Annotated in this window: 22 protein-coding genes and 1 pseudogene; 13 read left to right on the top strand and 10 right to left on the bottom strand. The window is 70.5% G+C overall.

Features of this window, described 5'->3' with window-relative positions; all coding sequences use genetic code 11:
* The first annotated feature begins 67 nt into the window (after positions 1–67).
* Positions 68–862 carry an MBL fold metallo-hydrolase gene (locus WA670_RS31470; RefSeq protein WP_336159727.1) on the top strand — a complete coding sequence of 265 codons (795 nt, stop codon included), beginning with the start codon at positions 68–70 and terminating at the stop codon, positions 860–862.
* Here the strand turns inward: WA670_RS31470 and WA670_RS31475 are convergent, their stop codons facing one another.
* Together WA670_RS31475 and WA670_RS31480 are read right to left on the bottom strand one after the other, a co-directional pair.
* Positions 863–2,026 (bottom strand): tyrosine-type recombinase/integrase, encoded by a 1,164-nt coding sequence (locus WA670_RS31475; RefSeq protein ID WP_037806130.1) that lies wholly within the window; start codon positions 2,024–2,026, stop codon positions 863–865.
* On the bottom strand, positions 2,023–2,718 hold the full coding sequence (locus tag WA670_RS31480; protein ID WP_037806128.1) for a TetR/AcrR family transcriptional regulator: 696 nt from the start codon (positions 2,716–2,718) through the stop codon (positions 2,023–2,025). The genes WA670_RS31475 and WA670_RS31480 overlap by 4 nt, the downstream gene beginning before the upstream one ends.
* A 78-nt stretch (positions 2,719–2,796) precedes the next feature.
* Here WA670_RS31480 and WA670_RS31485 point away from each other — a divergent pair, with 78 nt between their 5' ends.
* The gene (locus WA670_RS31485; protein ID WP_336159728.1) at positions 2,797–3,918 is read left to right on the top strand and encodes an FAD-dependent oxidoreductase; all 1,122 of its coding nucleotides are present in this window, start codon (positions 2,797–2,799) and stop codon (positions 3,916–3,918) included.
* 45 nt (positions 3,919–3,963) lie between these two features.
* On the opposite strand, the gene WA670_RS31490 is transcribed toward WA670_RS31485, so the two are convergent.
* Entirely contained in the window at positions 3,964–4,665 is a 702-nt protein-coding gene (locus WA670_RS31490) for a flavodoxin family protein (protein ID WP_336159729.1), read from the bottom strand.
* Positions 4,666–4,797: 132 nt separating this feature from the next.
* On the opposite strand from WA670_RS31490, the gene WA670_RS31495 reads away from it, so the two are divergent.
* Both WA670_RS31495 and WA670_RS31500 read left to right on the top strand, forming a co-directional pair.
* Complete coding sequence (locus WA670_RS31495) at positions 4,798–5,688, top strand: LysR family transcriptional regulator (protein ID WP_336159730.1); 891 nt, start codon at positions 4,798–4,800, stop codon at positions 5,686–5,688.
* Between the two features lie 52 nt (positions 5,689–5,740).
* Positions 5,741–6,721 (top strand): GNAT family N-acetyltransferase, encoded by a 981-nt coding sequence (locus tag WA670_RS31500; RefSeq protein ID WP_336159731.1) that lies wholly within the window; start codon positions 5,741–5,743, stop codon positions 6,719–6,721.
* A gap of 4 nt (positions 6,722–6,725) precedes the next feature.
* On the opposite strand, the gene WA670_RS31505 is transcribed toward WA670_RS31500, so the two are convergent.
* A complete protein-coding gene (locus WA670_RS31505) occupies positions 6,726–7,226 on the bottom strand; it encodes a hypothetical protein (RefSeq protein WP_336159732.1) in 501 nt (166 codons plus the stop codon).
* Positions 7,227–7,395: 169 nt separating this feature from the next.
* Between WA670_RS31505 and WA670_RS31510 the strand changes: the two genes are divergently transcribed.
* The 4 genes from WA670_RS31510 (at position 7,396) to WA670_RS31525 (ending at position 10,448) form a co-directional block, all read left to right on the top strand.
* A complete protein-coding gene (locus WA670_RS31510) occupies positions 7,396–8,025 on the top strand; it encodes a helix-turn-helix domain-containing protein (RefSeq protein WP_336159733.1) in 630 nt (209 codons plus the stop codon).
* A gap of 145 nt (positions 8,026–8,170) precedes the next feature.
* Positions 8,171–8,506 carry a hypothetical protein gene (locus WA670_RS31515; protein WP_336159734.1) on the top strand — a complete coding sequence of 112 codons (336 nt, stop codon included), beginning with the start codon at positions 8,171–8,173 and terminating at the stop codon, positions 8,504–8,506.
* Between the two features lie 199 nt (positions 8,507–8,705).
* Positions 8,706–9,797: a hypothetical protein gene (locus WA670_RS31520; protein WP_336159735.1), complete on the top strand. Its 1,092-nt coding sequence runs from the start codon at positions 8,706–8,708 to the stop codon at positions 9,795–9,797.
* A gap of 162 nt (positions 9,798–9,959) precedes the next feature.
* The gene (locus tag WA670_RS31525; RefSeq protein ID WP_336159736.1) at positions 9,960–10,448 is read left to right on the top strand and encodes a DinB family protein; all 489 of its coding nucleotides are present in this window, start codon (positions 9,960–9,962) and stop codon (positions 10,446–10,448) included.
* A 9-nt stretch (positions 10,449–10,457) separates the two neighbouring features.
* Here WA670_RS31525 and WA670_RS31530 read toward each other — a convergent pair whose 3' ends face one another.
* The 4 genes from WA670_RS31530 to WA670_RS31545 all read right to left on the bottom strand — a co-directional run bounded on the left by WA670_RS31530 (position 10,458) and on the right by WA670_RS31545 (position 13,806).
* Entirely contained in the window at positions 10,458–11,336 is an 879-nt protein-coding gene (locus WA670_RS31530; RefSeq protein WP_336159737.1) for an alpha/beta fold hydrolase, read from the bottom strand.
* A 45-nt stretch (positions 11,337–11,381) separates the two neighbouring features.
* The gene (locus WA670_RS31535; protein WP_134728331.1) at positions 11,382–11,960 is read right to left on the bottom strand and encodes a TetR/AcrR family transcriptional regulator; all 579 of its coding nucleotides are present in this window, start codon (positions 11,958–11,960) and stop codon (positions 11,382–11,384) included.
* A gap of 71 nt (positions 11,961–12,031) precedes the next feature.
* Positions 12,032–12,637 (bottom strand): response regulator transcription factor, encoded by a 606-nt coding sequence (locus WA670_RS31540; RefSeq protein ID WP_037806115.1) that lies wholly within the window; start codon positions 12,635–12,637, stop codon positions 12,032–12,034.
* A complete protein-coding gene (locus WA670_RS31545; protein ID WP_336159738.1) occupies positions 12,634–13,806 on the bottom strand; it encodes a sensor histidine kinase in 1,173 nt (390 codons plus the stop codon). The genes WA670_RS31540 and WA670_RS31545 overlap by 4 nt, the downstream gene beginning before the upstream one ends.
* A gap of 86 nt (positions 13,807–13,892) precedes the next feature.
* Between WA670_RS31545 and WA670_RS31550 the strand changes: the two genes are divergently transcribed.
* The 5 genes from WA670_RS31550 to WA670_RS31570 all read left to right on the top strand — a co-directional run bounded on the left by WA670_RS31550 (position 13,893) and on the right by WA670_RS31570 (position 17,102).
* The gene (locus WA670_RS31550) at positions 13,893–14,309 is read left to right on the top strand and encodes a hypothetical protein (RefSeq protein ID WP_336159739.1); all 417 of its coding nucleotides are present in this window, start codon (positions 13,893–13,895) and stop codon (positions 14,307–14,309) included.
* Between the two features lie 46 nt (positions 14,310–14,355).
* Complete coding sequence (locus WA670_RS31555; RefSeq protein ID WP_037806110.1) at positions 14,356–15,156, top strand: pentapeptide repeat-containing protein; 801 nt, start codon at positions 14,356–14,358, stop codon at positions 15,154–15,156.
* 296 nt (positions 15,157–15,452) lie between these two features.
* Complete coding sequence (locus WA670_RS31560; RefSeq protein WP_037806109.1) at positions 15,453–15,749, top strand: YrhK family protein; 297 nt, start codon at positions 15,453–15,455, stop codon at positions 15,747–15,749.
* Positions 15,750–15,892: 143 nt separating this feature from the next.
* On the top strand, positions 15,893–16,462 hold the full coding sequence (locus WA670_RS31565) for a D-alanyl-D-alanine carboxypeptidase family protein (protein WP_336159740.1): 570 nt from the start codon (positions 15,893–15,895) through the stop codon (positions 16,460–16,462).
* Between the two features lie 4 nt (positions 16,463–16,466).
* Positions 16,467–17,102 (top strand): TetR/AcrR family transcriptional regulator, encoded by a 636-nt coding sequence (locus WA670_RS31570; protein WP_336159741.1) that lies wholly within the window; start codon positions 16,467–16,469, stop codon positions 17,100–17,102.
* Positions 17,103–17,110: 8 nt separating this feature from the next.
* On the opposite strand, the pseudogene WA670_RS31575 reads toward WA670_RS31570, so the two are convergent.
* A pseudogene (locus WA670_RS31575) lies at positions 17,111–18,430 on the bottom strand (amidase family protein).
* Positions 18,431–18,498: 68 nt separating this feature from the next.
* Positions 18,499–19,191 carry a helix-turn-helix transcriptional regulator gene (locus WA670_RS31580; protein ID WP_037806107.1) on the bottom strand — a complete coding sequence of 231 codons (693 nt, stop codon included), beginning with the start codon at positions 19,189–19,191 and terminating at the stop codon, positions 18,499–18,501.
* Positions 19,192–19,216: the final 25 nt, after the last annotated feature.

Here is a 19,216-nt window from a genome sequence, read left to right on the forward strand (position 1 = left end):
CAGGCTAGTGCTTGCACTTTGCTATCACTTCGGGCTACTGTCGCGCTCCACGAGCGAAGGGGGCGCCATGTTGAGCCAGGCAGCGGAAGGCGTGCTGGTGCACCAGAGCGAGGTGCTCGAGAACAACGCGGTCGTCGTGCAGGGCCGCGACGGCGTGCTGCTCGTCGACCCCGGGCTCACCTACGAGGAACTGGGCTGCCTCGCCCAGGATCTCCGCGAACTCGGCCAGCCGGTCGCAGCGGGCTTCGCGACGCATCCGGACTGGGACCACGTGCTCTGGCACGCCGAATTCGGCGACGTCCCCCGCTACGGCACCGCCCGGTGCGCCGCCTCCCTGCGGGACCTGCTGGCAAAGCCGGACTGGAAAACCCTTGTCGCCGAAGGATTGCCGCCGGAAATCGCCGACGACGTGCCGATGGACCTGTTCGGCCGCGTCACCGGCCTGCCCGCCGGAACCGCGTACCTTCCCTGGGACGGCCCGCGCGCCCGGATCATCGAACATCCCGCACACGCCCCGGGGCACGCGGCGCTGCTGATCGAGGAACGCGGGGTTCTCGTCGCGGGAGACATGCTGTCCGACGTGCTCGTCCCGATGTTCGGCCGCACCGCCGACCCGATCGGGGACTACCTGACCGGGCTGCAGCTGCTGGAAGCCGTGGCGGATGAGGTCGACGTCGTCGTCCCCGGCCACGGATCTGTCGCAGCCGGTCAGGTCCGCGCGCGCATCGAGCTGGATCGCGCGTACGTGCACGCCCTGCGCGACGGCCGCGAGCCCGACGATCCCAGGATCGGCCCGTCGGCCAAGCCCGGCTGGGAATGGGTCAGCGACCTGCACCGGGGACAGGCCGCGAAGTTCGGCTGATCAGCCGAGCCAGCCGCGATGCAGGGCAGGAGCCAGTTCGTGCGCGGCCGAATCCCGGATGGCGTTCTCGTCGTGGAGGTAGCCCTCGGTGGTCGACAACGCGGCGTGCCCGAGGTCGCGCTGCACCTGGCGCGGCGGGACCCCTCGCTCGATCGCGTGCGTCGCGTAGGAATGGCGCGCCGAATGCGGATGGATGGTGTCGCACAACGGTTGCAGGTGCGTCGCGACGAACCGGGCCTCGGCGGTGTTGAGCACCTCCTGCAGCCGCGCGGTCTTGGGTGGCTGGCAGAACGTCGCACACAACCGGCGCAGCAACGCCGTCACATGCGACACGTGCACGCGCGCGCCGGTGCTGGTGACGAACAACGGCTCCGCCCGCTTCGCGCCGACCTGCCCGCGCAGCGCCGGGACCTGTGGCGCGGCCCGGTCGGCCAGATAGGCGTCGAGCGCGTCGGCCACCGGCGCGGCCAGCGCGACCTCGCGGTCCTTGGATCCCTTGCCGTGCACGCGAAGCACGCCGAAGCCGCCCGCGGTCGGCCGCCGGTAGTCGCCCAGATCGACGCCGACGAGTTCCTCCGCGCGCACGCCGGTGCCGACCAGGATCTCCACCATCGCCCGGTCGCGCAGGCCGTTCCGGCTGTGGCCGGCCAGCAGCCACGCCGCGAGCAGCAACGCCCGGCACGCGTCGAACGACCAGCGCGCGGTCTGCGACGGGACTCCGGAGGGCCGGTTGAGATGCTGCGCCCGCCGGTCCACGAGCGCGGCCGGATTGTGCCCGGCCAAGCCTTCGCGCAGCAGGTACTTGCGATAGAACGCGGACACCGCCGACAGCATCCGGCCGCGCGTCGCGTCGCGGTACCCGGCCCGCGCCAGCTCGTCCAGCCACTGCTCGACGTGCTCCACCCGGACGTCGGCGAACGACGTGAACCCGTTGCGCAGGCACCACGGCAGCCATGCGAGCGCATCCGGATCGGTCCGTCGGGCCCGGCCGCGGCGGCGTCCCGGATCGGGCGGCTGATAGCCGGGCACCCAGTCGAGCGGGATGCCGAGATCGGTCGCGTACGCGACGCGGGTGTTGAGCGACGCGTACACGCGCAGGAACTCCCCGAACCGCTCCCGCGCGTCCTTGCCCGCTCCCCCGGCATCGGTGAGCGCGAGGGTCATGCGCGCCCGCCCGGATACCGCGCGGCGACCCCGGCGAGCACGAGATCGATCCCGGCGAGGAACTGCTCGCGGTCGTCGTGCTCGCGCATCTGGCTCGCCATCAGCCGGGTCGTCTCGTACTCCCGCGGGTCGAGCTTCTCCCACGCTTCCGCCGTGGCGGCAAGGAATTCGGCCCGGTCCGCGTCCGGCTCGGCGACCTGGCTGTTCGCCGCGTTCTGCCCGGCCGCGCCCAGGACGTAGTGCATCAGCACCGACGTCGCGGTGAACCAGTGCTCCTCGGGCACACCCAGCGCGCGGACCCGGCGGCCGAGGCTTTCGAGGATCCGCGGCGTCACCGGCCCGCCCGGGCTGCGGGACAGCTGGAGCAGCAGCTGCGCGGCCAGCCACGGATGCGCGTCGATCGCGGAGAACAGGCCGAGCGCGACCGCGTGCACTTCCTCCCGCGGCGATCCGGCCGGCTCCGCCGCCAGCGCGTCGGCCACCACCGCGTCGGTCGCCGCGACGAGCAGCTCGCCCTTGTTCGCGACGTGCCAGTAGATCGCCCCGGGCCCGGTCGCGAGCCGCTCGGTGAGCACCCGGAACGTCAGGCCGCTCTCGCCCGCCGCGTCCAGCAGTTCCACCGCCGCCTCGACGATGCGCTCCCGAGAGAGTGCCTCCGTGCGCCGCTGTGCCCGGCGCGTCCCCGTAGCCATGCGCCCATCTTGACACATCTGGTACGCCGTTCCAATATGGAATGGCGTACCAGAACTCTCGGCAGAAGGAGCCCTGTCATGAACACCTCCGTCACGATCGTCGGCGCCGGGCTCGGCGGCCTCACGCTCGCCCGCGTCCTGCACGTCCACGGAATCCCGGCCGCCGTCTACGAGGCCGAGCCCTCCCCGGCGTCGCGCGCCCAGGGCGGCCTGCTCGACATCCACGACTACAACGGTCAGCTCGCCGTCGAAGCCGCCGGGCTGACTTCGGAATTCCGCGACCTGATTTTGGAAGGGAGACAAGAGCTGCGGCTGTTGTCCCGGGACGGGACAGTGCTGTTCAAACAACCCGACGACGGCACCGGCGGCCGCCCCGAGGTCCACCGCGGCGAGTTGCGGCAGCTGCTGATCGACTCGCTGCCGGAGGGCACTGTCCACTGGGGACACAAGGTCAGCGGCGTGCGCGCCTTGGCTCAGGGCTACGAGGTCGCGTTCGCCGACGGAAGCACGATCGCCACGGACCTGTTGGTCGGCGCCGACGGCGCCTGGTCGAAGGTCCGGCCGCTGCTGTCTTCGGCGAAGCCGGAGTACACCGGCGCGTCGGCCGTCGAGACCTTCGTCTACGACTCCGATCGGCGGTTTCCGGCCACGGCCGAGGCGGTCGGCGGCGGGATGCTGCTGGCGCTCTCGCCGGACCAGGGCATCACGGCACACCGCGAGCGCGACGGAATCCTGCACGCCTACATCGGGCTGACCCGGCCGCTGGAATGGTTCGACAGCATCGATTTCGCCGACCCAGCCGCCGCGGCCGCCCGGATCGCGGCGGAGTACAAGGGCTGGTCGACGGCGCTGACCACGCTCATCACCGAAAGCGATACCCCGCCGGTCCTCCGGCCGCACTACGGGCTGCCGATCGGGCACGAATGGAAGCGGGTGCCGGGCGTGACCCTGGTCGGCGACGCCGCGCACCTCGCCCCGCCGAACGGGGAAGGCGCGAACCTGGCCATGCTCGACGGCGCCGAACTCGGACTCGCCCTCGCCGCGCATCCGGACGACGTGGAGACCGCCCTCGCCGAGTACGAGCACGCGATGTTCCCGCGCGGCGCGGAAACCGCCGCCGAGGGGGCGCACCTGCAACGGCAGATGTTCGGCCCTGACGCACCGCACGGCCTGCTCGCCGAGTTCGTCGCCGGGACGTAGGACTCCGGGGGTGCGGTCAGGTCACGGACCGCACCCCCGCCGCGCTCAGGCGACCGCCTCCCGCAGCGAAGCGGACAGCGCACGGGCCTCGTGCTCGGTCATCCGGCCGGTTTCGTACGGCACGCCGTTGACCCACCGTTGCGTCAGCCGGGCGATCCGCTCGCCGTAGCGCTGCGCGGTGACGCGGTCGCCGTGCGACCCGGCGTCCTCCGGGCCGAGGTCGGCGTGGCTCTGGCTCATCAGCCCCAGCCACGAACCGAGCCGGTTGACGTCGTCGCGGGACCCGCCGCTCCAGTTGTTGCCCGGCATGTCGCCCACGCCGATCCACTGCATGCCCAGCTGCGCGGCGAACACCGACAGCTGCTGCAGCACCGTCAGCTTGTCCCCGCTCTGCGACGCGGACATGGTGAACCCGCCGGCGAGTTTGTCCTTCCACGCCTGCGTCGTGAACGGCGTGAACGCGGCCTCCATGAACGTCTTGAACACCGCGGACACGCTGCCCATCAGCGTCGGGCAGCCCATCACGATCGCGTCGGAACGGTCCAGCAGCGCCATCACCTCGCTGTCGTGCCAGCGGCCCGCGGAGACGTCCTCGGCGCGCAGATCGACGACGTGCACCCGCACGCCCGGCACCTGCCGCGCCCCTTCGGCGAGATGCTCGGCCAGCAGGCGGGTGTGCCCGTGCACCGAATGGCAGACCACGGTCACCGTGGCCTCGGGGATGCCGTCAACGGCAGTGGCTGTCATGCGAAAACTTCTTCCGGTCGTGGGGAAATCCCCTGCTTGCTCTCCATCTCATCCCGATCCGCGGACGTCATCAACGCCGTTCTCCAGCACCCAGCGATCGGTGACACCGATCGATCGGGCTAGTCTGGTCCGGTGGACAGGATCGAGCTGGAAGCGTTCGTCACGGTCGCGGAGGAACTGCATTTCGGCCGCGCTGCCGAGCGCCTGCACCGCGGGCAGCCGACGGTCAGCGACGCCGTCCGCCGCCTCGAGAAAACCTTGGGCGGCAAGCTGTTCCACCGCACCAGCCGCCGCGTCTCGCTGACCGACCTCGGCGAAGCCCTTCTGCCCGACGCGCACGCCACCCTCGCCCAGCTGCGCCGCTTCCAGCAACGCGGCAGCTCCCTCGCCGGCGGCGACCGGAAACGCACCACGCTCGTCGTCGCCCACGCCGAATACACCGCCCACCAGGTGCTGCTGCGCTGCCTGCCGCGGCTGCGCGAGCAGTTCCCGGACGTCACGATCGTGCCCGAGCCGATGCCGACCACCGCGCAACTCGCCGCGTTGCGCGCGGAAACCGTCGGACTCGGCATCGGCTGGGCGACCGGCGGGATCAACGGCGTGCGGGCGCGGGTGCTGTCCGCCGAACGGTTCGTCGCACTGGTGCCCGCCGCGCATTCCCTTGCCGGGCACAAGGAACTGAGCGCGGCCGAACTGTCCTCGACCGCGTTGCTGACCTGGCCGCACCAGATCAACAGCGGGCTCTGCGACCGGCTGCTGTCCGCGTTCCGGATCAGCGGGGCGGATCTGCGGATCATCCGGACCGCCGACAGCGTGCAGGCGATCGCCGCCCACGTCGCGGCCGGGACGGGCATCGGGATCACCGTCGAGTCGGCGCTGGACCACCAGCCGCCGGGCCTGCGGATCATCCCGCTGACCGGCCCGTCGACCACGGCCGACCAGGTCGTCCTCCTGCCCGAGAAGCCGTCGGAGGTCGCGCTCGCGCTGCGGGACCTGCTGCTGCGCGCTTCCGTGCCAGCGTAGGGACATAGGTAGGTTGCCAGAAGGGGCTGATTTCGATCAGGGGGGGGCGACAGTGCTGGACGTACGGCTTTTCGACGCCGACCGGGCGAGCGACGCGGACTGGGACGCACTGCACGAGCTGCAGTTTTCCGCCTGCCGGCTGGATTCCCCGGAACGTCCGCCGATGACGCGGCAGGAGACGATCTTCGGAGTGCGCGCGCCGCAGATCCAGGCGGGCGAGCAGCTGGTGTGGACCGCCCACCGGGACGACCGGCTCGTCGCCAGGGCGATCGTGACGCTGCCCGGCGACGGGAACGAACAGCTCGCCCTCGTGCGGCTCCACGTCCATCCGGACGTACGGCGCCAGGGCATCGGGACAGAGTTCTTCCGCGCCTTGGAGCCGATGCTGCGGGCGCGCGGCCGAACGCGGGCGGAGGGCTGGAACCTGACCCCCGGCGGTCCTGGCGAAAGCTGGGCTCAGAGGCTCGGATTCCGGATCGTGCACACGGCTGTCCTGCAGATCATGGAGCTGAGCGAGGTCGACCGCAGGCGGTGGGACATCGCGGTGCCTGCCGGATACCGGCTGATGCGGTGGGTCGGCGCCGCGCCGGAGTCACTGGTCTCCGCGTATGCGAAGGCTCGCGCGGCGATCGGCGATGCGCCGTTGGGCAAGTCCGAGTTCGGCGCGCCGGATTGGTCGGTGGACCGGGTCCGGCGGATCGAAGCCTCGTATCGCGAACGGGGCATCGAGCATCGGACAGTGGTGGCGGTTTCTTCGGCGGGCGAGGTGGTCGGCTTGACGGAGCTGGAGGCGCGGCCGCTGCTGCCGGAGAGGTTGCACCAGGGCGACACCGCGGTGCTCGCCGCGCACCGCGGGCGCGGGCTGGGATTGGCGATGAAGTCGGAGATGCTGCGGTGGTTCACGACGGACCGCCCCCGCGTGGCGCAAATCTGGACGGGTACGGGTGCGGCGAATACGCACATGATCGCGGTGAACCACCGGCTGGGGTTCGCGACCGTGCGGACGGGCAGCGTGGTGAGCCGGGAGTTGTGAGGGTTCACCGCCAGGAAGGGAACGGCGGCGCATCGGCCAGCGGGGAGCGCGCGGTTTCCAGCGAAGTGCTGAACACGGACATCAGCCGGAGGATCATCTCTTCCAGACGGGTGCCGTCGATGATCTCGACCGCGGGATCCGGAGTCCAGGATGTCCTGGACACGCAGGTGATCTGTACTTGCCCGGCGAGCGGCCGGAAGTGCAGGGTCCGCTCGATGCCCTGGCCGTAGAAGTCGATCTCGCCGTCATGGCGGGCGCGCAGGTCTCGCAGCAGGCCGGGAAGCTGTTCGACCAGCGTCGACAGGTCGTAGGCGACGTCCACCGGCCAGTTTCCGCCGAAGCCGCGGACGGTGAACGCGCAATCCGTCGTGGCGAGCACCTGGCATGCCTCGATGACCAGCGCGTCGTAGTCGAGATCGCCGTTCAGCATTGGCGCGACGCTGCCGGGCGCGCGCGTAGCGGGTCGCAGAGAGAAGGAAAACCCCGGCAGCTCGCTCTCGGTCATCAGCGTCCCCCATACCTCCGACGTGGTGGCGGCTGATCCTGGCACGGTGGCTGCGCGTCCACCGGTCCGGAGTCCCCGGAACGGTGGATCACCGCGTTCGCCGCCGGGACCTGGGGGTTTCGCTCGCTACGCTGATCCGCGGTCCGGACGGCTTGGCGAGGGGCGAAGCATGGCGGAGCGCAGTCCGGACGCGAAAACCTTCGGCGAACGCCTGCGCGAACTGCGCGGGCCGATGACCCAGCACGCGCTCTCCCGGCGTTCCGCGATCGGCTCGGAGGCGCTGACCAGGCAGCGCGTGTCCTACCTCGAGAACGGCCAGGTGCCGACCGCCGGTCAGCTGCGCTGTTACCTGCACGGATGCGGCCGCGAGGACCTGTTCGACGAACTCGACGCGGTTCGCAAGCGGCTGTGCGCGTCCGGTCCGGCGGCGAAGGAACCGGCCGGGCCGGGGCACCGATGGCAGTTCGTCGCAGTGGCCGCCACGGCGCTGCTGGCTGCCGTGACAGTGACGTTCTGGGTGTTCAACCGTCCGTCCGCGACCGTCGGCGAGTGCGCGCCCGGGTTCGTCTGCTTTTGGAGCGAACCGGAGTTCGGCGGGCAGAAGATCACGCTCGATCCGGTCTGGGCCAGTGAAAACCACTGCGCCGCCCTGCCGTTCGAGGCCCGCTCGGAGATGAACAGCAGCAAAGAACGCCAGCTCGGCTTTCCCGCCCCGGACTGCACCGGCTCGCACACCGTCCTCAACCACCTGGGCGGCACCGAACGCTCGACCTCCGTCCGGTCCTACCGGCACAGCTGACCGGGAAACCGCAGGTCCGCGTGTCCGGCGCAGAACAGGACACGGCAGGACACCCGGTCTTCTGGCCGCGCTCCCGGCACTGGTGCTGTTCTCGATCGGCCACCACCGTGGCGACCGGGGAACGCCATCACCAGGGAGGAACACGATGAGGATCTCGAAGACGCTGACCGTGGCCGCACTGACCCTCGCGGCCGCCGGAGCGACGATCAGCCCAGCGCTCGCCGCACCCGCGCTGGCCCCTTACCGCGTCACGCCGTGGCACGACGCGCGAGTCCGCCAGCTGCCGACGACCCACAGCCAGCAGGTCGACTACGTCACCGCCAACAACGGCTACGACGCCTACTGCTGGATCCACGGCGAGAACATCGAAGGCAACGACATCTGGGTCCGCCAGCTCGGCAACACCTACAAACAGGGCTACGTGGCCGCCTACTACCTCAAGGGCGGAGTGACCGGCGGCGTCGGCACCCAGTGCCGCTGACCACTTTTTCGGGTGCCCCGCCAAGCTCGCACAGGCGGGGCACCCGCTCTGCGCGCTAACTATATCAATAATCTCAGTTATCCATATAGTTCACAGCCACTGCCGTCGTCGACCGGTTCCGCTTCGCTAACTGATACCTAGGGTTTGAGTATTGAAACTCTAACTGTAGAGTGGTTCCCACCTGCGGAAAGGGGCACTGATGGAGACGGTGGGGCCGCCGATCCGGCGCGGAAGCCGGGAGGAACGCCGGGAAGCGACCGTGCGGGCGCTGGCCGCCGGGGACGAGGCTGGCTGCGCGTACTGCGGTCGGCCGCTGCCGCCCATCCCCCGGCAAGGCGGGCGGCCGACGCCCTACTGCCCGGCCGATCCGGAGCGGTACGGCCGGTGGGGTGCGAAGGTCGTCACGTGCGCGATGCTCGACGAGCAGCGCGAGATCTGGGTGACCGTCTACGGCCCCGACCAGCCGATGACTCAGCTCGACACCCGGGCGCTCGACGAGCAGCTCGGGTCGGCGCTGTCGGCGTTGGACCCGCTGCACGCGGAACTGTCGGCGCTGCGCACGCACGTCACCGACCAGACCGCGGCCGCCCTCAAAGCGCGGGAAGAGGCCGAAGCCGCCCGCGACGAGGCGTTGGAGCAGGCCCGGGTGGCTAACGCCGAGCGCGCACACGCGGTAGCGGCGGCGGAGGAAGCGCGAGCGGCCGAGGACGCGGCCAGGAAACAGTCCGAAGTGGACCGGGAGGAGCGCGACGCTGCGCTCGCCAACGCTGCCACGGCAAGGAAAGCGCAGGAAGGGGCGCTGGCGGTCCGCGACGAAGCCGAGAACAACCGGCAGCGTGCGCTCGAGCAAGCGGCGGCCGCGCATGACCGGGTCACGGCATTGCAGCGCGAGATCTCCGCGTTGCGTGCGACGGCGGTCGAGGATCTTGAACAGGCGCGCCGGACGGCCGCGGAGGCACAGCAGGAACTTCGGGCATCGCTGACCGCCGAGCACGAGAGCCGGATGCGGGAGCAAGAGCAGCGGTTGCGCGAGCAGGCGGCGGAGGCGGACGAGCGAGTCCGGGGTGTGCAGTTGGCGGCCGATCAGCGGGTCGCGGAGTCGGCTGCGCAGTTGAGCCAGGCGACCAAGATCTACGCCGAAACGCTGGCACCGCTGCACGCTGAGCTGGGGGAACTGCGTGCTCGCGTGAATGCGCAGCAGGCGGAAATCGACGAATTGCAGCGGCTCCGCGAGGCCGAGAAGGCGGAACAGGCGGAAGAGACCGAGCAGTCGGAGGACGGCGGCGCCTGACCGGGTTGTGGTTGAATACCTCCCGTCGCCGGGGTTGACCGGCTGACAGTCATCGCCCGCGGTGCCTTTCCTGGCCCGTGCAGGCGCGCTCCCGTGAGCACTTCAGCAATCCCCGGCCTCGTCAGGTCGTCCCCAGTCATGCCCGAGAAACGGAGCAGAACCATGCCCACCGAACGCATCACCAACGGCACCGAACGAGCACTGCTCGAGAACACGCTCGACCGCAACCGCGAAGCGCTGGTCGAGACCCTCCGCGGCCTGTCCGAAACCGACGCGCGGCGACGGCTCGTCGCGTCGCTGTCGACGCCGATTTCCGTGGTCAAGCACGCCGCCGCGGCGGAACGGATCTGGTTTCAGCGGTTCTGGGCCGGGCTCGCCGAGTCCGAATGCGACGGATACTCGAAGCGCGACGTCGGCACCTTCACCGTCACCGACGACGAGACCGTGGCCGACGTGATCGCCGAATACGAACGCGCCAGCCAGCGGTCGCGGGAGATCGCCGCGCGCTTCGAACTCGGCGACACCAAGGAGTTTCCCGGAGAGGGAACCGTCAGCATGCGCTGGACGCTGCTCGCGATGATCCAGGAGTTCGCCCGGCACGCGGGACACGGCGACATCCTGCGCGAGCAGATCGACCAGCCGCTCCCCTGACCTCTCCGGCTACCGGTGCTTGGCGAGGAACGGAAGGATCGCGTCGGCCATCTCGTCGGGCACTTCCTCGGCGAGGTCGTGCCCGGCGTCGAAAACGAGGCCGGTGACGTCGTCCGCCATGATCCGCATCTGGGACTCGGCGCGTTCGCCGATGAACGCCGACCCGCCGAGCGCGAGGACGGGGATGTCCAGTTTCCGTTGCGCCGCTTGCCGATTCTGCTCGGCGTCGACGAGCATCGCCCGGTAGATCGCGAGCATCGCGCGGATGCCGCCGGGCATGGAGTAGCAGCGCACGTACTCTTCGATCGCGTCCGGGGTGGCGCTGTCCGGGCGGCTGCGCTCGAACTTGATCATGTAGGTGATCAGTTCGCGTTCGTGGCCGGCGATGAGCATTTCGGGGACGTCCGGCTGGAAGTAGAAGCCCAGATGCCACAGGTGCATGCCGCCGGCGACGTTCTCGGCGGTGAGCGCGGTGTGGTCCTCGAAGCCGAACCCGGGGAACAACGCCTCGGCGAACACCAGCGACGGCACGCGGTCGCGGTGCCGGGCGGCGAGCTGGTAGCCGATCACCGCTCCCCAATCCTCGCCGACCACGGCGTAGGTCTCGTGGCCGAGGGCGGCCATCAGCTCGGCGACGTCGTCGCTCATCGTCGCGGAGTCGTATCCGCCTGCGGGACGGGCGGAATCGCCGAGGCCGCGCAGATCCGGGACGACGACGGTGTGATGCGGCGTGAGCTTCGGGACGAGGTGCCGCCAGTGGTAACCGGTCTTCGGCACGCCGTGCAGCAGCACGACCGCGGGGCCGGACCCGGCGGTTCGGTAGTGGAGGCTCGTTCCGTTGACCGCGGCGCGGCCGGTGCGGACGGGAGTGCTGTCGTGGTCGAGCATCGTTCTCTTTCTTGATCGAGCGTTCCATATTGAGGACGTAAAACATCAGCCGAGGGCGACGAGGGCTACCTCCACGAGGGGTTCGAGGGCGCGGGCGTCCGGGGTGATCTTCGCGGTGACCAGCAGTCCGTTGAGGAAGGTGACCAGAAAGGCGGCCAGCGTGGCCGGATCGTGCGGTGTCGCGATCTCGCCGCGCTCCGCCGCGACGCGCAGCACCTCGGCGATCGCGTCCTGACTCGCGTCCTGCATGTCCCGCACGGTGCGCCGGGTCGCGGCGTCCCCCGGCAGGCGCTCGCAGACGGCATTGACGGCCAGGCAGCCGCGGCCGTCGTCGGACACGGCGATCCGGATCCGCTCGACCAGGAGCGTCCGGATCGCCGAGCGGGCGTCGGCCCCGTTTTTCAGGCTGTCCAAGGCGGTTGCCGCGAGCGTGGCCCGGTAGTGCTCCAGCGCAGCCCGGTACAGGCCGTCCTTGTCGCCGAACGCGGCGTACAGCGAGCCCTGCCCGATGCCGAGGTGCTGGGTCAGATCGCGCACCGAGGTCGCCTCGTAGCCACGCGACCAGAACAGTTCCATCGCGCGGCTCACCGCGGCCTCGGTGTCGAACTCTCGGGTGCGGACCATGATCCGCACTCTACGCCTTTCTGGAACGTCCGATCAAGAAAGGGGGCCCTGGATTGGCTACGTCCGGAGCGCTACAGCCACCCGCTCGTCTCGGCGACCCGGACCGCCTCCGCGCGCGTGCGGGCCTGCGTCTTGCCGATGGCCGACGACAGGTGATTACGCACCGTCCCCGCCGACAGGCCCAGCGCCTGCGCCATGTCCGCGACTGTTCCGCCTTCCGCCGCGGCGCGCAGGACGTCCGCCTCGCGGTCGGTGAGCGGGCTCGCGCCGCTGGCCAGCGATTCGGCGGCGAGCGCCGGGTCCACGAACCGCAGTCCGGCGTGGACCCGGCGGATCGCGTTGATCAGTTGTTCCGGGCGCGAATCCTTCACCACGAACCCGGCCGCGCCCGCGGACATCGCGCGCGACAGGTAACCGGGGCGGCTGAAGGTGGTGCAGATCAGCACGCGGCACTCCGGCAGCGCGTGCCGCAGTTCGGCGGTCACGGCGAGGCCGTCGCGGCCGGGCATCTGGACGTCGACGAGCGCGATGTCCGGGGCGGTCCGCTGCGCGGCGGGCAGGACCTCGGGGCCGGAGCCGACCTCGGCGACCACCTCGATGTCGGATTCCATCCGCAGCAGGGAAGCCAGCGCGCCGCGCACGAGGGCCTGATCGTCGGCCAGCAGGACCCGGATCACGCCGCACCTCCGGTCGCCGGGCCCCGGGCGAGCACCCGGAAGCCGCCGTGCGGGCCGCGGCCGTGTTCGAGGGAGCCGGACACCGCGGCCATCCGCTCGGCGAGACCGGTCAGACCGTGTCCGGGGACGACCTCGGCCGGGACAGTGCCGTCGTCGGCGACCTCCAGCCAGTCCCGTCCGACGCGGACGACGCAGCGCTGTGCGTCGGAGTGGCGGAGTACGTTTGTCACGGCTTCCCTTACTACGTAACCGAAAACGCCCTGCAGTTCCGGAGCCACGGCGTCGGCCGCGGCAGGCAGTTCAGCCTGGACGCCGGCGGCGCGCAACGCCATCCGGGCGCCGGCGACTTCGGTCGCGAACGACACCGTGCGGTAGTCGGACACGGTCGCGCGGACGTCGGAGAGGGCTTCCCGGCAGAGGTCCTCCAGGTCCCGGATCTCGGCGAGCGCCGCGTCGGTGTTGTCCGAAGTCTCCAGGATCCGCCGCGTCAGGCCGAGTTTCAGGGTCATCGTGGAGAGGCTGTGGCCGAGGACGTCGTGCAGGTCGCGGGCGACGCGCTGCCGTTCCTGGTCCACCGCCATCCGCCGGATCTGCTCGCGGGCCAGCCGGAGGTGGCCGATGGTGAACGTCAGCGCGTAGACGATGCCGAGGATCGCGGTGACGGCCACGAGCGTGAGGACCTGGCCCCAGGCGACCCGCCCGTCGCTGACCAGCATCCACGCGATCTGGGCGACGGCCGCTCCGGTGCCGAGGAGCAGGGAAAACCGCAGCGGCAACAGCATGAGCCCGGTGGCGATGGCGTAGGTGAGGCCGGTCAGATACGCCGGGGAACCGAGGATCAGCGCGGGCGCGGTGCCGAGCGCGAACATCGCCGCGACCATCGCGATCCGCTGCCGCCGCAGCGCGAGCGGGCCGAACCACAGCACCAGCAGGTACGCGATGGCGTAGCAGCCGAGGAAGCCGAAGACGAGCCCGGTGCGCACCTGTCCGTACTGCCCGTCCGCGATCCCGATCACCCAGGTGGCCAGGAAGCCCATCATCAGGCCGTTGACCACCACGGACCGGACGCGGCCGCGGTGCAGACCGGGCGCTCCGCGGTGCGCGTCCGTCCAGAAGCTCCAGTCCGGCCACTGGCGGGCCGAGAACCGGTCCGGATCGGGTTCGCGCATGTCGATCATGGTACGGCCGCCTCGCCGATGATCACCCATGACAAACGGCACGGGCGGTTCGGACGGGGCGATGCTGGAGTTTGGCTATGTTGCAGATAGCGAAGTCCGGCTTGACCAAATACGAAATCACCAGCGACGGCCGCCTGCTCACCGTGATCGAGGGCCGGTCCGGAGGGCAGTTCCGGCTGGACGGCGTCAGCTACCGGATCCGCCGCCGGCTGCGCAGCTACCAGTTGCTGGCGGCCGACGGGTCGGTGCTCGCGAGCACTCACCGGCCGGGCACGCGCACCTGGAGCGTCGAGAGCGGCGGTGCGGAGCTGCGTTTCCGGCGGACCGGGCGTCGTGACCACGTGCAGCTCGACCAGGCCGGGAACACCGTCGGCACCCTTACCGCGGGCACCGCTGACCTGTCCGGCGTCAAGCCTGAGCTGCAGGTGTTCGTGCTCGCGGCGCTGGCGATGCGATCGCGCCGCCGACGCGTCGTGGTCGTCGCGGGCAGTTGAGCGGCGACTACGCTGGACAGGTTCGCCCGCCTTCGCTGGAGAGACCTTGCCCGACCGCCGCACCCTGACCGCCGACTGCACGAGCTGTTTCGCCCTCTGCTGCGTCGCGCTCACCTTCACCAAATCCGCCGATTTCGCGATCGACAAGCGCGCCGGCGACCCGTGCCCGAACCTGCGGTCCGATTTCCGCTGCGGCATCCACGACCGGTTGCGCCCCAAGGGTTTCGCGGGCTGCACCGGGTACGACTGCTTCGGGGCCGGACAGCAGGTGTCGCAGGTGACCTTCGGCGGCCGGAGCTGGCGGGAGGCCCCGGAAACCCGCGAGCGGATGTTCGCCGCGCTCCCGGTGATGCGGCATCTGCACGAACTGCTCTGGTACCTCACCGAGGCGCGCTCGCTGGCGACGACCCGCGAAATCCACGCGGACCTGGACGCGGAGATCACCGAACTGGAGCAGATCACTGCCGGGGACGCGGATGCGGTGCTGGCTATCGACGTCGACGCCCGGCGGGCGCAGGTGAACCCGCTGCTGGTGCGCACCAGCGAACTGGTCCGTGCCGGAGCCGGGCGCAAGAAGGACCGGCGAGGTGCCGACCTGATCGGCGCGAAACTGGCCGGCGCGGACCTCCGCAGCACAAACCTGCGCGGTGCCTACCTGATCGCGGCCGACCTCCGAGGCGCTGATCTGCGCCGCGCTGACCTGATCGGTGCGGACCTGCGCGACGCCGACGTCCGCGGCACCGACTTCACCGACAGCATTTTCCTTACCCAGTCCCAGGTCAACGCAGCCCGCGGCGACGCCGAGACCAAGCTGCCGCCGCGGCTGGACCGCCCCGAACACTGGTGAGTCAGCGCGGGCGGGTAGACCCGACGACGACCCCGCCGAGCCGCGCGATCCAGCTGCCGCACACACAACGCACGTAGTCGGCCCGGCTGCCCGCCGACGCGGGAACGACAGCGGACGAGGGCAGCTCGGCCAAGGGCCAGCCACAGCGGGGGCAACGGTTTTCTTCCATGCCGCCATCGTGCGGTAATGGTTCAGTGCAGTTCAACCCTTACGGATTTCGCGGCGGTCGCGCGGCGAGGAGGCGGAGATCGCGTCCGGCGCGGATTAGCCGTACTGGCACCCGGGTATGCAGCGGCATGGCGCACCCGAACGGACCGGACACGGCGGACCTCGTGCTCACTTTCGGGCACGACGAACTGATCATCCGTCGCCGGTACGAAACCTTGAGCATCGGCAACGACATCCTCATCGCCCTCTGGTTCGTCGCCGGAAGCATCCTGTTCTTCTACGAGTCCCTCGCCACCCTGGCCGCCTGGTTCTTCCTGATCGGCAGCATCGAACTGCTGATCCGCCCGGTGATCCGGCTGACCCGCGCGGTGCACCTCCGCCGCATCCGCCGCGACGGGGCCGTGGATTCCACGCCCGATTTCTGACCGGCTCGCCCCCCTGCTCCGCGGCCAGCGATCTCGGGCGGAGACCTGCTTGAGCAGTTGCTCAAATCTCGTCTATCCTCTGTTTTGAGCAACTGCTCAAAAGCGGGTTGGCGGTCGCGCACACGGCCGGAGTGGGGGTAGCAATGACGAGCGTCCGTCCCGATCCCGGCCGGGCACTTCGCCGCGATCGCTGGTACCAGGCGGTCACCCGGATGCTGGCAAGAGCGCTGCTGCCGGTGGCGTTCGTGATCACGCCGGGTCGGGCTCGGCGCACCGCCTGTCAATGGGCGCTGGCGGTGCGTTTCCCCGCCGAGGACCTCACCGGCCTCACGCCCGCCACCCGGGCCGCGTTCATTGCGGCGCGCACGCAGGCGTTATGGCGAGACGGTGAGCTCATCGGGCTCACCTCGGGATATCGGGATGCCGGGGAGCAGGAGCGCTTGTTCGCCGAGGAAGTCCGTCGGAGCGGGTCGCCGGCGGCGGCCCGGTTGCGGGCGCTGCCGCCGGACGAGTCCCGACACGTCGCGGGGACCGCCCTGGACGTGCGGCCCGTCGAGGGCTCGCGCTGGCTGGAGCGGTATGGCGCGCGCCATCACCTGTATCAGGTGTACGACAACGAGTGGTGGCATTTCGAGTACTGGCCCGGCGGGCGTCCGGAGCGGCTGCCACACCCGGGTGCCGTCGGTCACCGGCTGTCGGGGCCTCTACGGTGAAGCCGTGGCCGACACCCGACAACGCCTGATCGACGGCACGATCGAGACGATCCGCACGCACGGCCTCAACGGCACCACGGCGCGGAGCATCGCGGCGACCGCCGGGGTCAACCAGGCGCTGGTCTTCTACCACTTCGGCACCGTCCACGACCTGCTGCAGGCCGCGTGCCTCGCCGCGACCCAGGCCAGGGTCGCACCGTTTGCCGAACGCCTCGACGAGGTCACCGACCTGCGGCAGCTTCTTGCGCTCGGCCGCGCCCTGCACGCCGACGAACGCGCGCAAGGCAACGTCACGGTGCTCGCCCAGATGCTCGCCGGCGCGCAGGCCGACCCCAAACTCGCCGAAGCGACCGCGACGGCCCTGCAGCTGTGGATCGCCCCGATCGAGAGTGCCTTGACCAGATTGCTGGCCGACTCCCCGGTGGCCGAGGTGATCGACACGCCGGGCCTCGCACGCGCGGTGAGCGCCGGGTTCGTCGGACTGGAGCTCTACGAGGGCGTCGACCCGGAGGGGACCGAGGCGGCCCTGGACGCGCTCGACCGGCTGGCCGTGCTCATCGAGGTGGTCGACGACCTCGGGCCGATCGCCCTCCGCGCGCTGCGCGGCAAACTCCGCAGAACAACCAAGAAGTCGCGGTAGCCGGGTGGTCAACCGGCCTGGTTGACGATGTCCGACAGTGTTTCCGCCATTCGTTCGGCGAGGCGCAGGGTCCGGCGGTCGTCGAACCGTCCTCCTTGGACGGTCAGCCCGACCGGAAGGCCGGTCGCGGGGGTGGCGAGCGGGAAGGTGACCATGGGCGCCCCGAGCATGGCGCCTGGCGTGGTGTTCCGGGTGTAGAGCTCGAAAGCGTCGACGCGGCTGCCCAGATGTTCCACGGTGCCGTCGCAGTCGACGGGCGGAGCCGGTGCGGGCGTGGTGGGAAACGCGAGCGCGTTGAGTGCGTGCCTGTGCAGCAGTTCCGTGTAGCGCGCTCGCGCTTGCTCGGTTTGTCGCTGGGCGATCGCGTATTCGTCGGGCGACACCGGGGACGATGCCTCCGCTTCGAGGATCTGCCGGACGTCCGGACTGCGCACTCCCGCGACCAGCCGGGCGAACGCCTCCTCCGGGTTCATGCCCAGGGCGCGGGCGACGGCGTCTCCGAGCAGCCGGCGGGCTTCCCAGCAGACGATCGGCATCGCCGCCGCGTGGCTCAGCTCCCAGATCTCCTCGAGGTGCACCGGCACCAGCTCGACCACGTCCCCGAGCGCGTCGAAGGCCGCGTCGGTCGCCGCTCGCGTGCTGGGGTGCAGTTCGCGGAACAGCTCGGCGGGCACCCCGATCCGGGGCCGCGGAAGGTCCTGCTCCGTTGTTTCGCCGAGTATCGTCCGGTCGATCTCGGCGAGGCGGCGCACCGAGCGCGCGAAGATCCCGGGGGCGTCCCGTGTCCACGACAGGCCGACGATGCCCGCCGTCGGTCAGCGTCCGGTGCTGGGGCGGAATCCGGCGACCCCGCACAGGCTGGCGGGAATCGAGATCGAGCCCCCGGTGTCCGTGCCCAGTGCGACCTCGGCGTGGCCGCGCGCGACGACCGCGGCGCTGCCGCCCGAGGATCCCCCTGCCAGATAGCCCGGACGATCCGGCAAGCGCACCGCGCCGTAGGAGGCGTTCTGCGACGTGATCCCGAAGGCGAGTTCGTGCATGTTCGCCATGCCCACGACCACCGCGCCGGAGCGGCGCAGCAGCGCGACGACCGGGGCGTCGGCCCCCTCCGGGCCGAGGTCCAGCAGCTCGCATCCCGCGGACCGGCGCAGTCCGCGCACCGCGATGTTCGCTTTCACCGCGAGCGGATACGGCTTCCCGCCCGCCAGCGGCAACTGGGTCGCGATGTCTTCGGCAGTACAGGTTTGCGTCCACTCCCCCGGTTCCGGTCGTCCGACCGGCTCGAGGACAGCGGGGTGGGCGGTGACGCCCGCCGGAGAAAGCGGCATCCGGGGCTCCTTTGCAGCGAATGAGGCTTATCCGGGAGTCTCGGCATGCCGTGCGGTCTCCGCCATCGTCATTTCTGACGATGGCGGAGGTGATGCGCCGCCAGGGCCGCGCGGTTGGCGGCTCCGGTCTTGGCGAACGCGTTGCTCAGGTGGGTCCGCAAAGTCGGCGGCGCGATCCCGAGGGCCGCGGCGATCTGCTTGTCGCTGTACCCGTCCGCGACCAGCTCCGCGACCTGCGCTTCGCGCCGGGACAACGGCTTCTGCCCGGACACGGCCTCCCTCGGCCAGGTCCGCGCGACCAGGTCCCCGAATGACCGGAAAACCCGCGCCTCGTCCTCGGTGAACGCGCGGCCGCCGCGTCCCCGCCACAGCCGCAGGTCCACCGAACCAGGACCGGCTCCGGCGGCGAAGTAGTTCATGCCGTGGTACATCCCGCCGCGATGCAGGAAGTCCTGGACGAACTCGGTGGATACCCCGGCGGCCGGAGTGATCCGCGAAGCGCTCCCCCGCGCGAAAAGCTTCGGGGTCAGGTCGTCGACGTGCCGAAAATGCCTGTCGTAGGCGCGAAGCGCGTCGTCGCCGAGGTCGAGCTGGACCGGGTCGGAGTAGGGGCCGGACGAATCGCAGACATAGGAGGCGAAGATGTCCGCGCGCAACATGCGGCGCAGGACCTCGCCGAGGTGGAGGCGTTTTGCCTTCAGCGGCGAGTCAGAGAGGACGATGTCGATCGCTTCGCACGTCAGTGCGTACTCCTGGGCCATACTGCCTCGCTTCGGTGCGAAGTAG

The organism is Amycolatopsis sp. VC5-11 (genome assembly GCF_037034185.1).
Taxonomy (GTDB): domain Bacteria; phylum Actinomycetota; class Actinomycetes; order Mycobacteriales; family Pseudonocardiaceae; genus Amycolatopsis; species Amycolatopsis nivea.

What these genes read in the sequence shown, in the direction of transcription:
- WA670_RS31470 (WP_336159727.1), top strand. Translation starts at nt 68, where the DNA reads ATGTTGAGCCAGGCAGCGGAAGGCGTGCTGGTGCACCAGAGCGAGGTG.
- WA670_RS31475 (WP_037806130.1), bottom strand. Translation starts at nt 2,026, where the DNA reads ATGACCCTCGCGCTCACCGATGCCGGGGGAGCGGGCAAGGACGCGCGG.
- WA670_RS31480 (WP_037806128.1), bottom strand. Translation starts at nt 2,718, where the DNA reads ATGGCTACGGGGACGCGCCGGGCACAGCGGCGCACGGAGGCACTCTCT.
- WA670_RS31485 (WP_336159728.1), top strand. Translation starts at nt 2,797, where the DNA reads ATGAACACCTCCGTCACGATCGTCGGCGCCGGGCTCGGCGGCCTCACG.
- WA670_RS31490 (WP_336159729.1), bottom strand. Translation starts at nt 4,665, where the DNA reads ATGACAGCCACTGCCGTTGACGGCATCCCCGAGGCCACGGTGACCGTG.
- WA670_RS31505 (WP_336159732.1), bottom strand. Translation starts at nt 7,226, where the DNA reads ATGACCGAGAGCGAGCTGCCGGGGTTTTCCTTCTCTCTGCGACCCGCT.
- WA670_RS31510 (WP_336159733.1), top strand. Translation starts at nt 7,396, where the DNA reads ATGGCGGAGCGCAGTCCGGACGCGAAAACCTTCGGCGAACGCCTGCGC.
- WA670_RS31515 (WP_336159734.1), top strand. Translation starts at nt 8,171, where the DNA reads ATGAGGATCTCGAAGACGCTGACCGTGGCCGCACTGACCCTCGCGGCC.
- WA670_RS31520 (WP_336159735.1), top strand. Translation starts at nt 8,706, where the DNA reads ATGGAGACGGTGGGGCCGCCGATCCGGCGCGGAAGCCGGGAGGAACGC.
- WA670_RS31525 (WP_336159736.1), top strand. Translation starts at nt 9,960, where the DNA reads ATGCCCACCGAACGCATCACCAACGGCACCGAACGAGCACTGCTCGAG.
- WA670_RS31530 (WP_336159737.1), bottom strand. Translation starts at nt 11,336, where the DNA reads ATGCTCGACCACGACAGCACTCCCGTCCGCACCGGCCGCGCCGCGGTC.
- WA670_RS31535 (WP_134728331.1), bottom strand. Translation starts at nt 11,960, where the DNA reads ATGGTCCGCACCCGAGAGTTCGACACCGAGGCCGCGGTGAGCCGCGCG.
- WA670_RS31545 (WP_336159738.1), bottom strand. Translation starts at nt 13,806, where the DNA reads ATGCGCGAACCCGATCCGGACCGGTTCTCGGCCCGCCAGTGGCCGGAC.
- WA670_RS31550 (WP_336159739.1), top strand. Translation starts at nt 13,893, where the DNA reads ATGTTGCAGATAGCGAAGTCCGGCTTGACCAAATACGAAATCACCAGC.
- WA670_RS31560 (WP_037806109.1), top strand. Translation starts at nt 15,453, where the DNA reads ATGGCGCACCCGAACGGACCGGACACGGCGGACCTCGTGCTCACTTTC.
- WA670_RS31565 (WP_336159740.1), top strand. Translation starts at nt 15,893, where the DNA reads ATGACGAGCGTCCGTCCCGATCCCGGCCGGGCACTTCGCCGCGATCGC.
- WA670_RS31580 (WP_037806107.1), bottom strand. Translation starts at nt 19,191, where the DNA reads ATGGCCCAGGAGTACGCACTGACGTGCGAAGCGATCGACATCGTCCTC.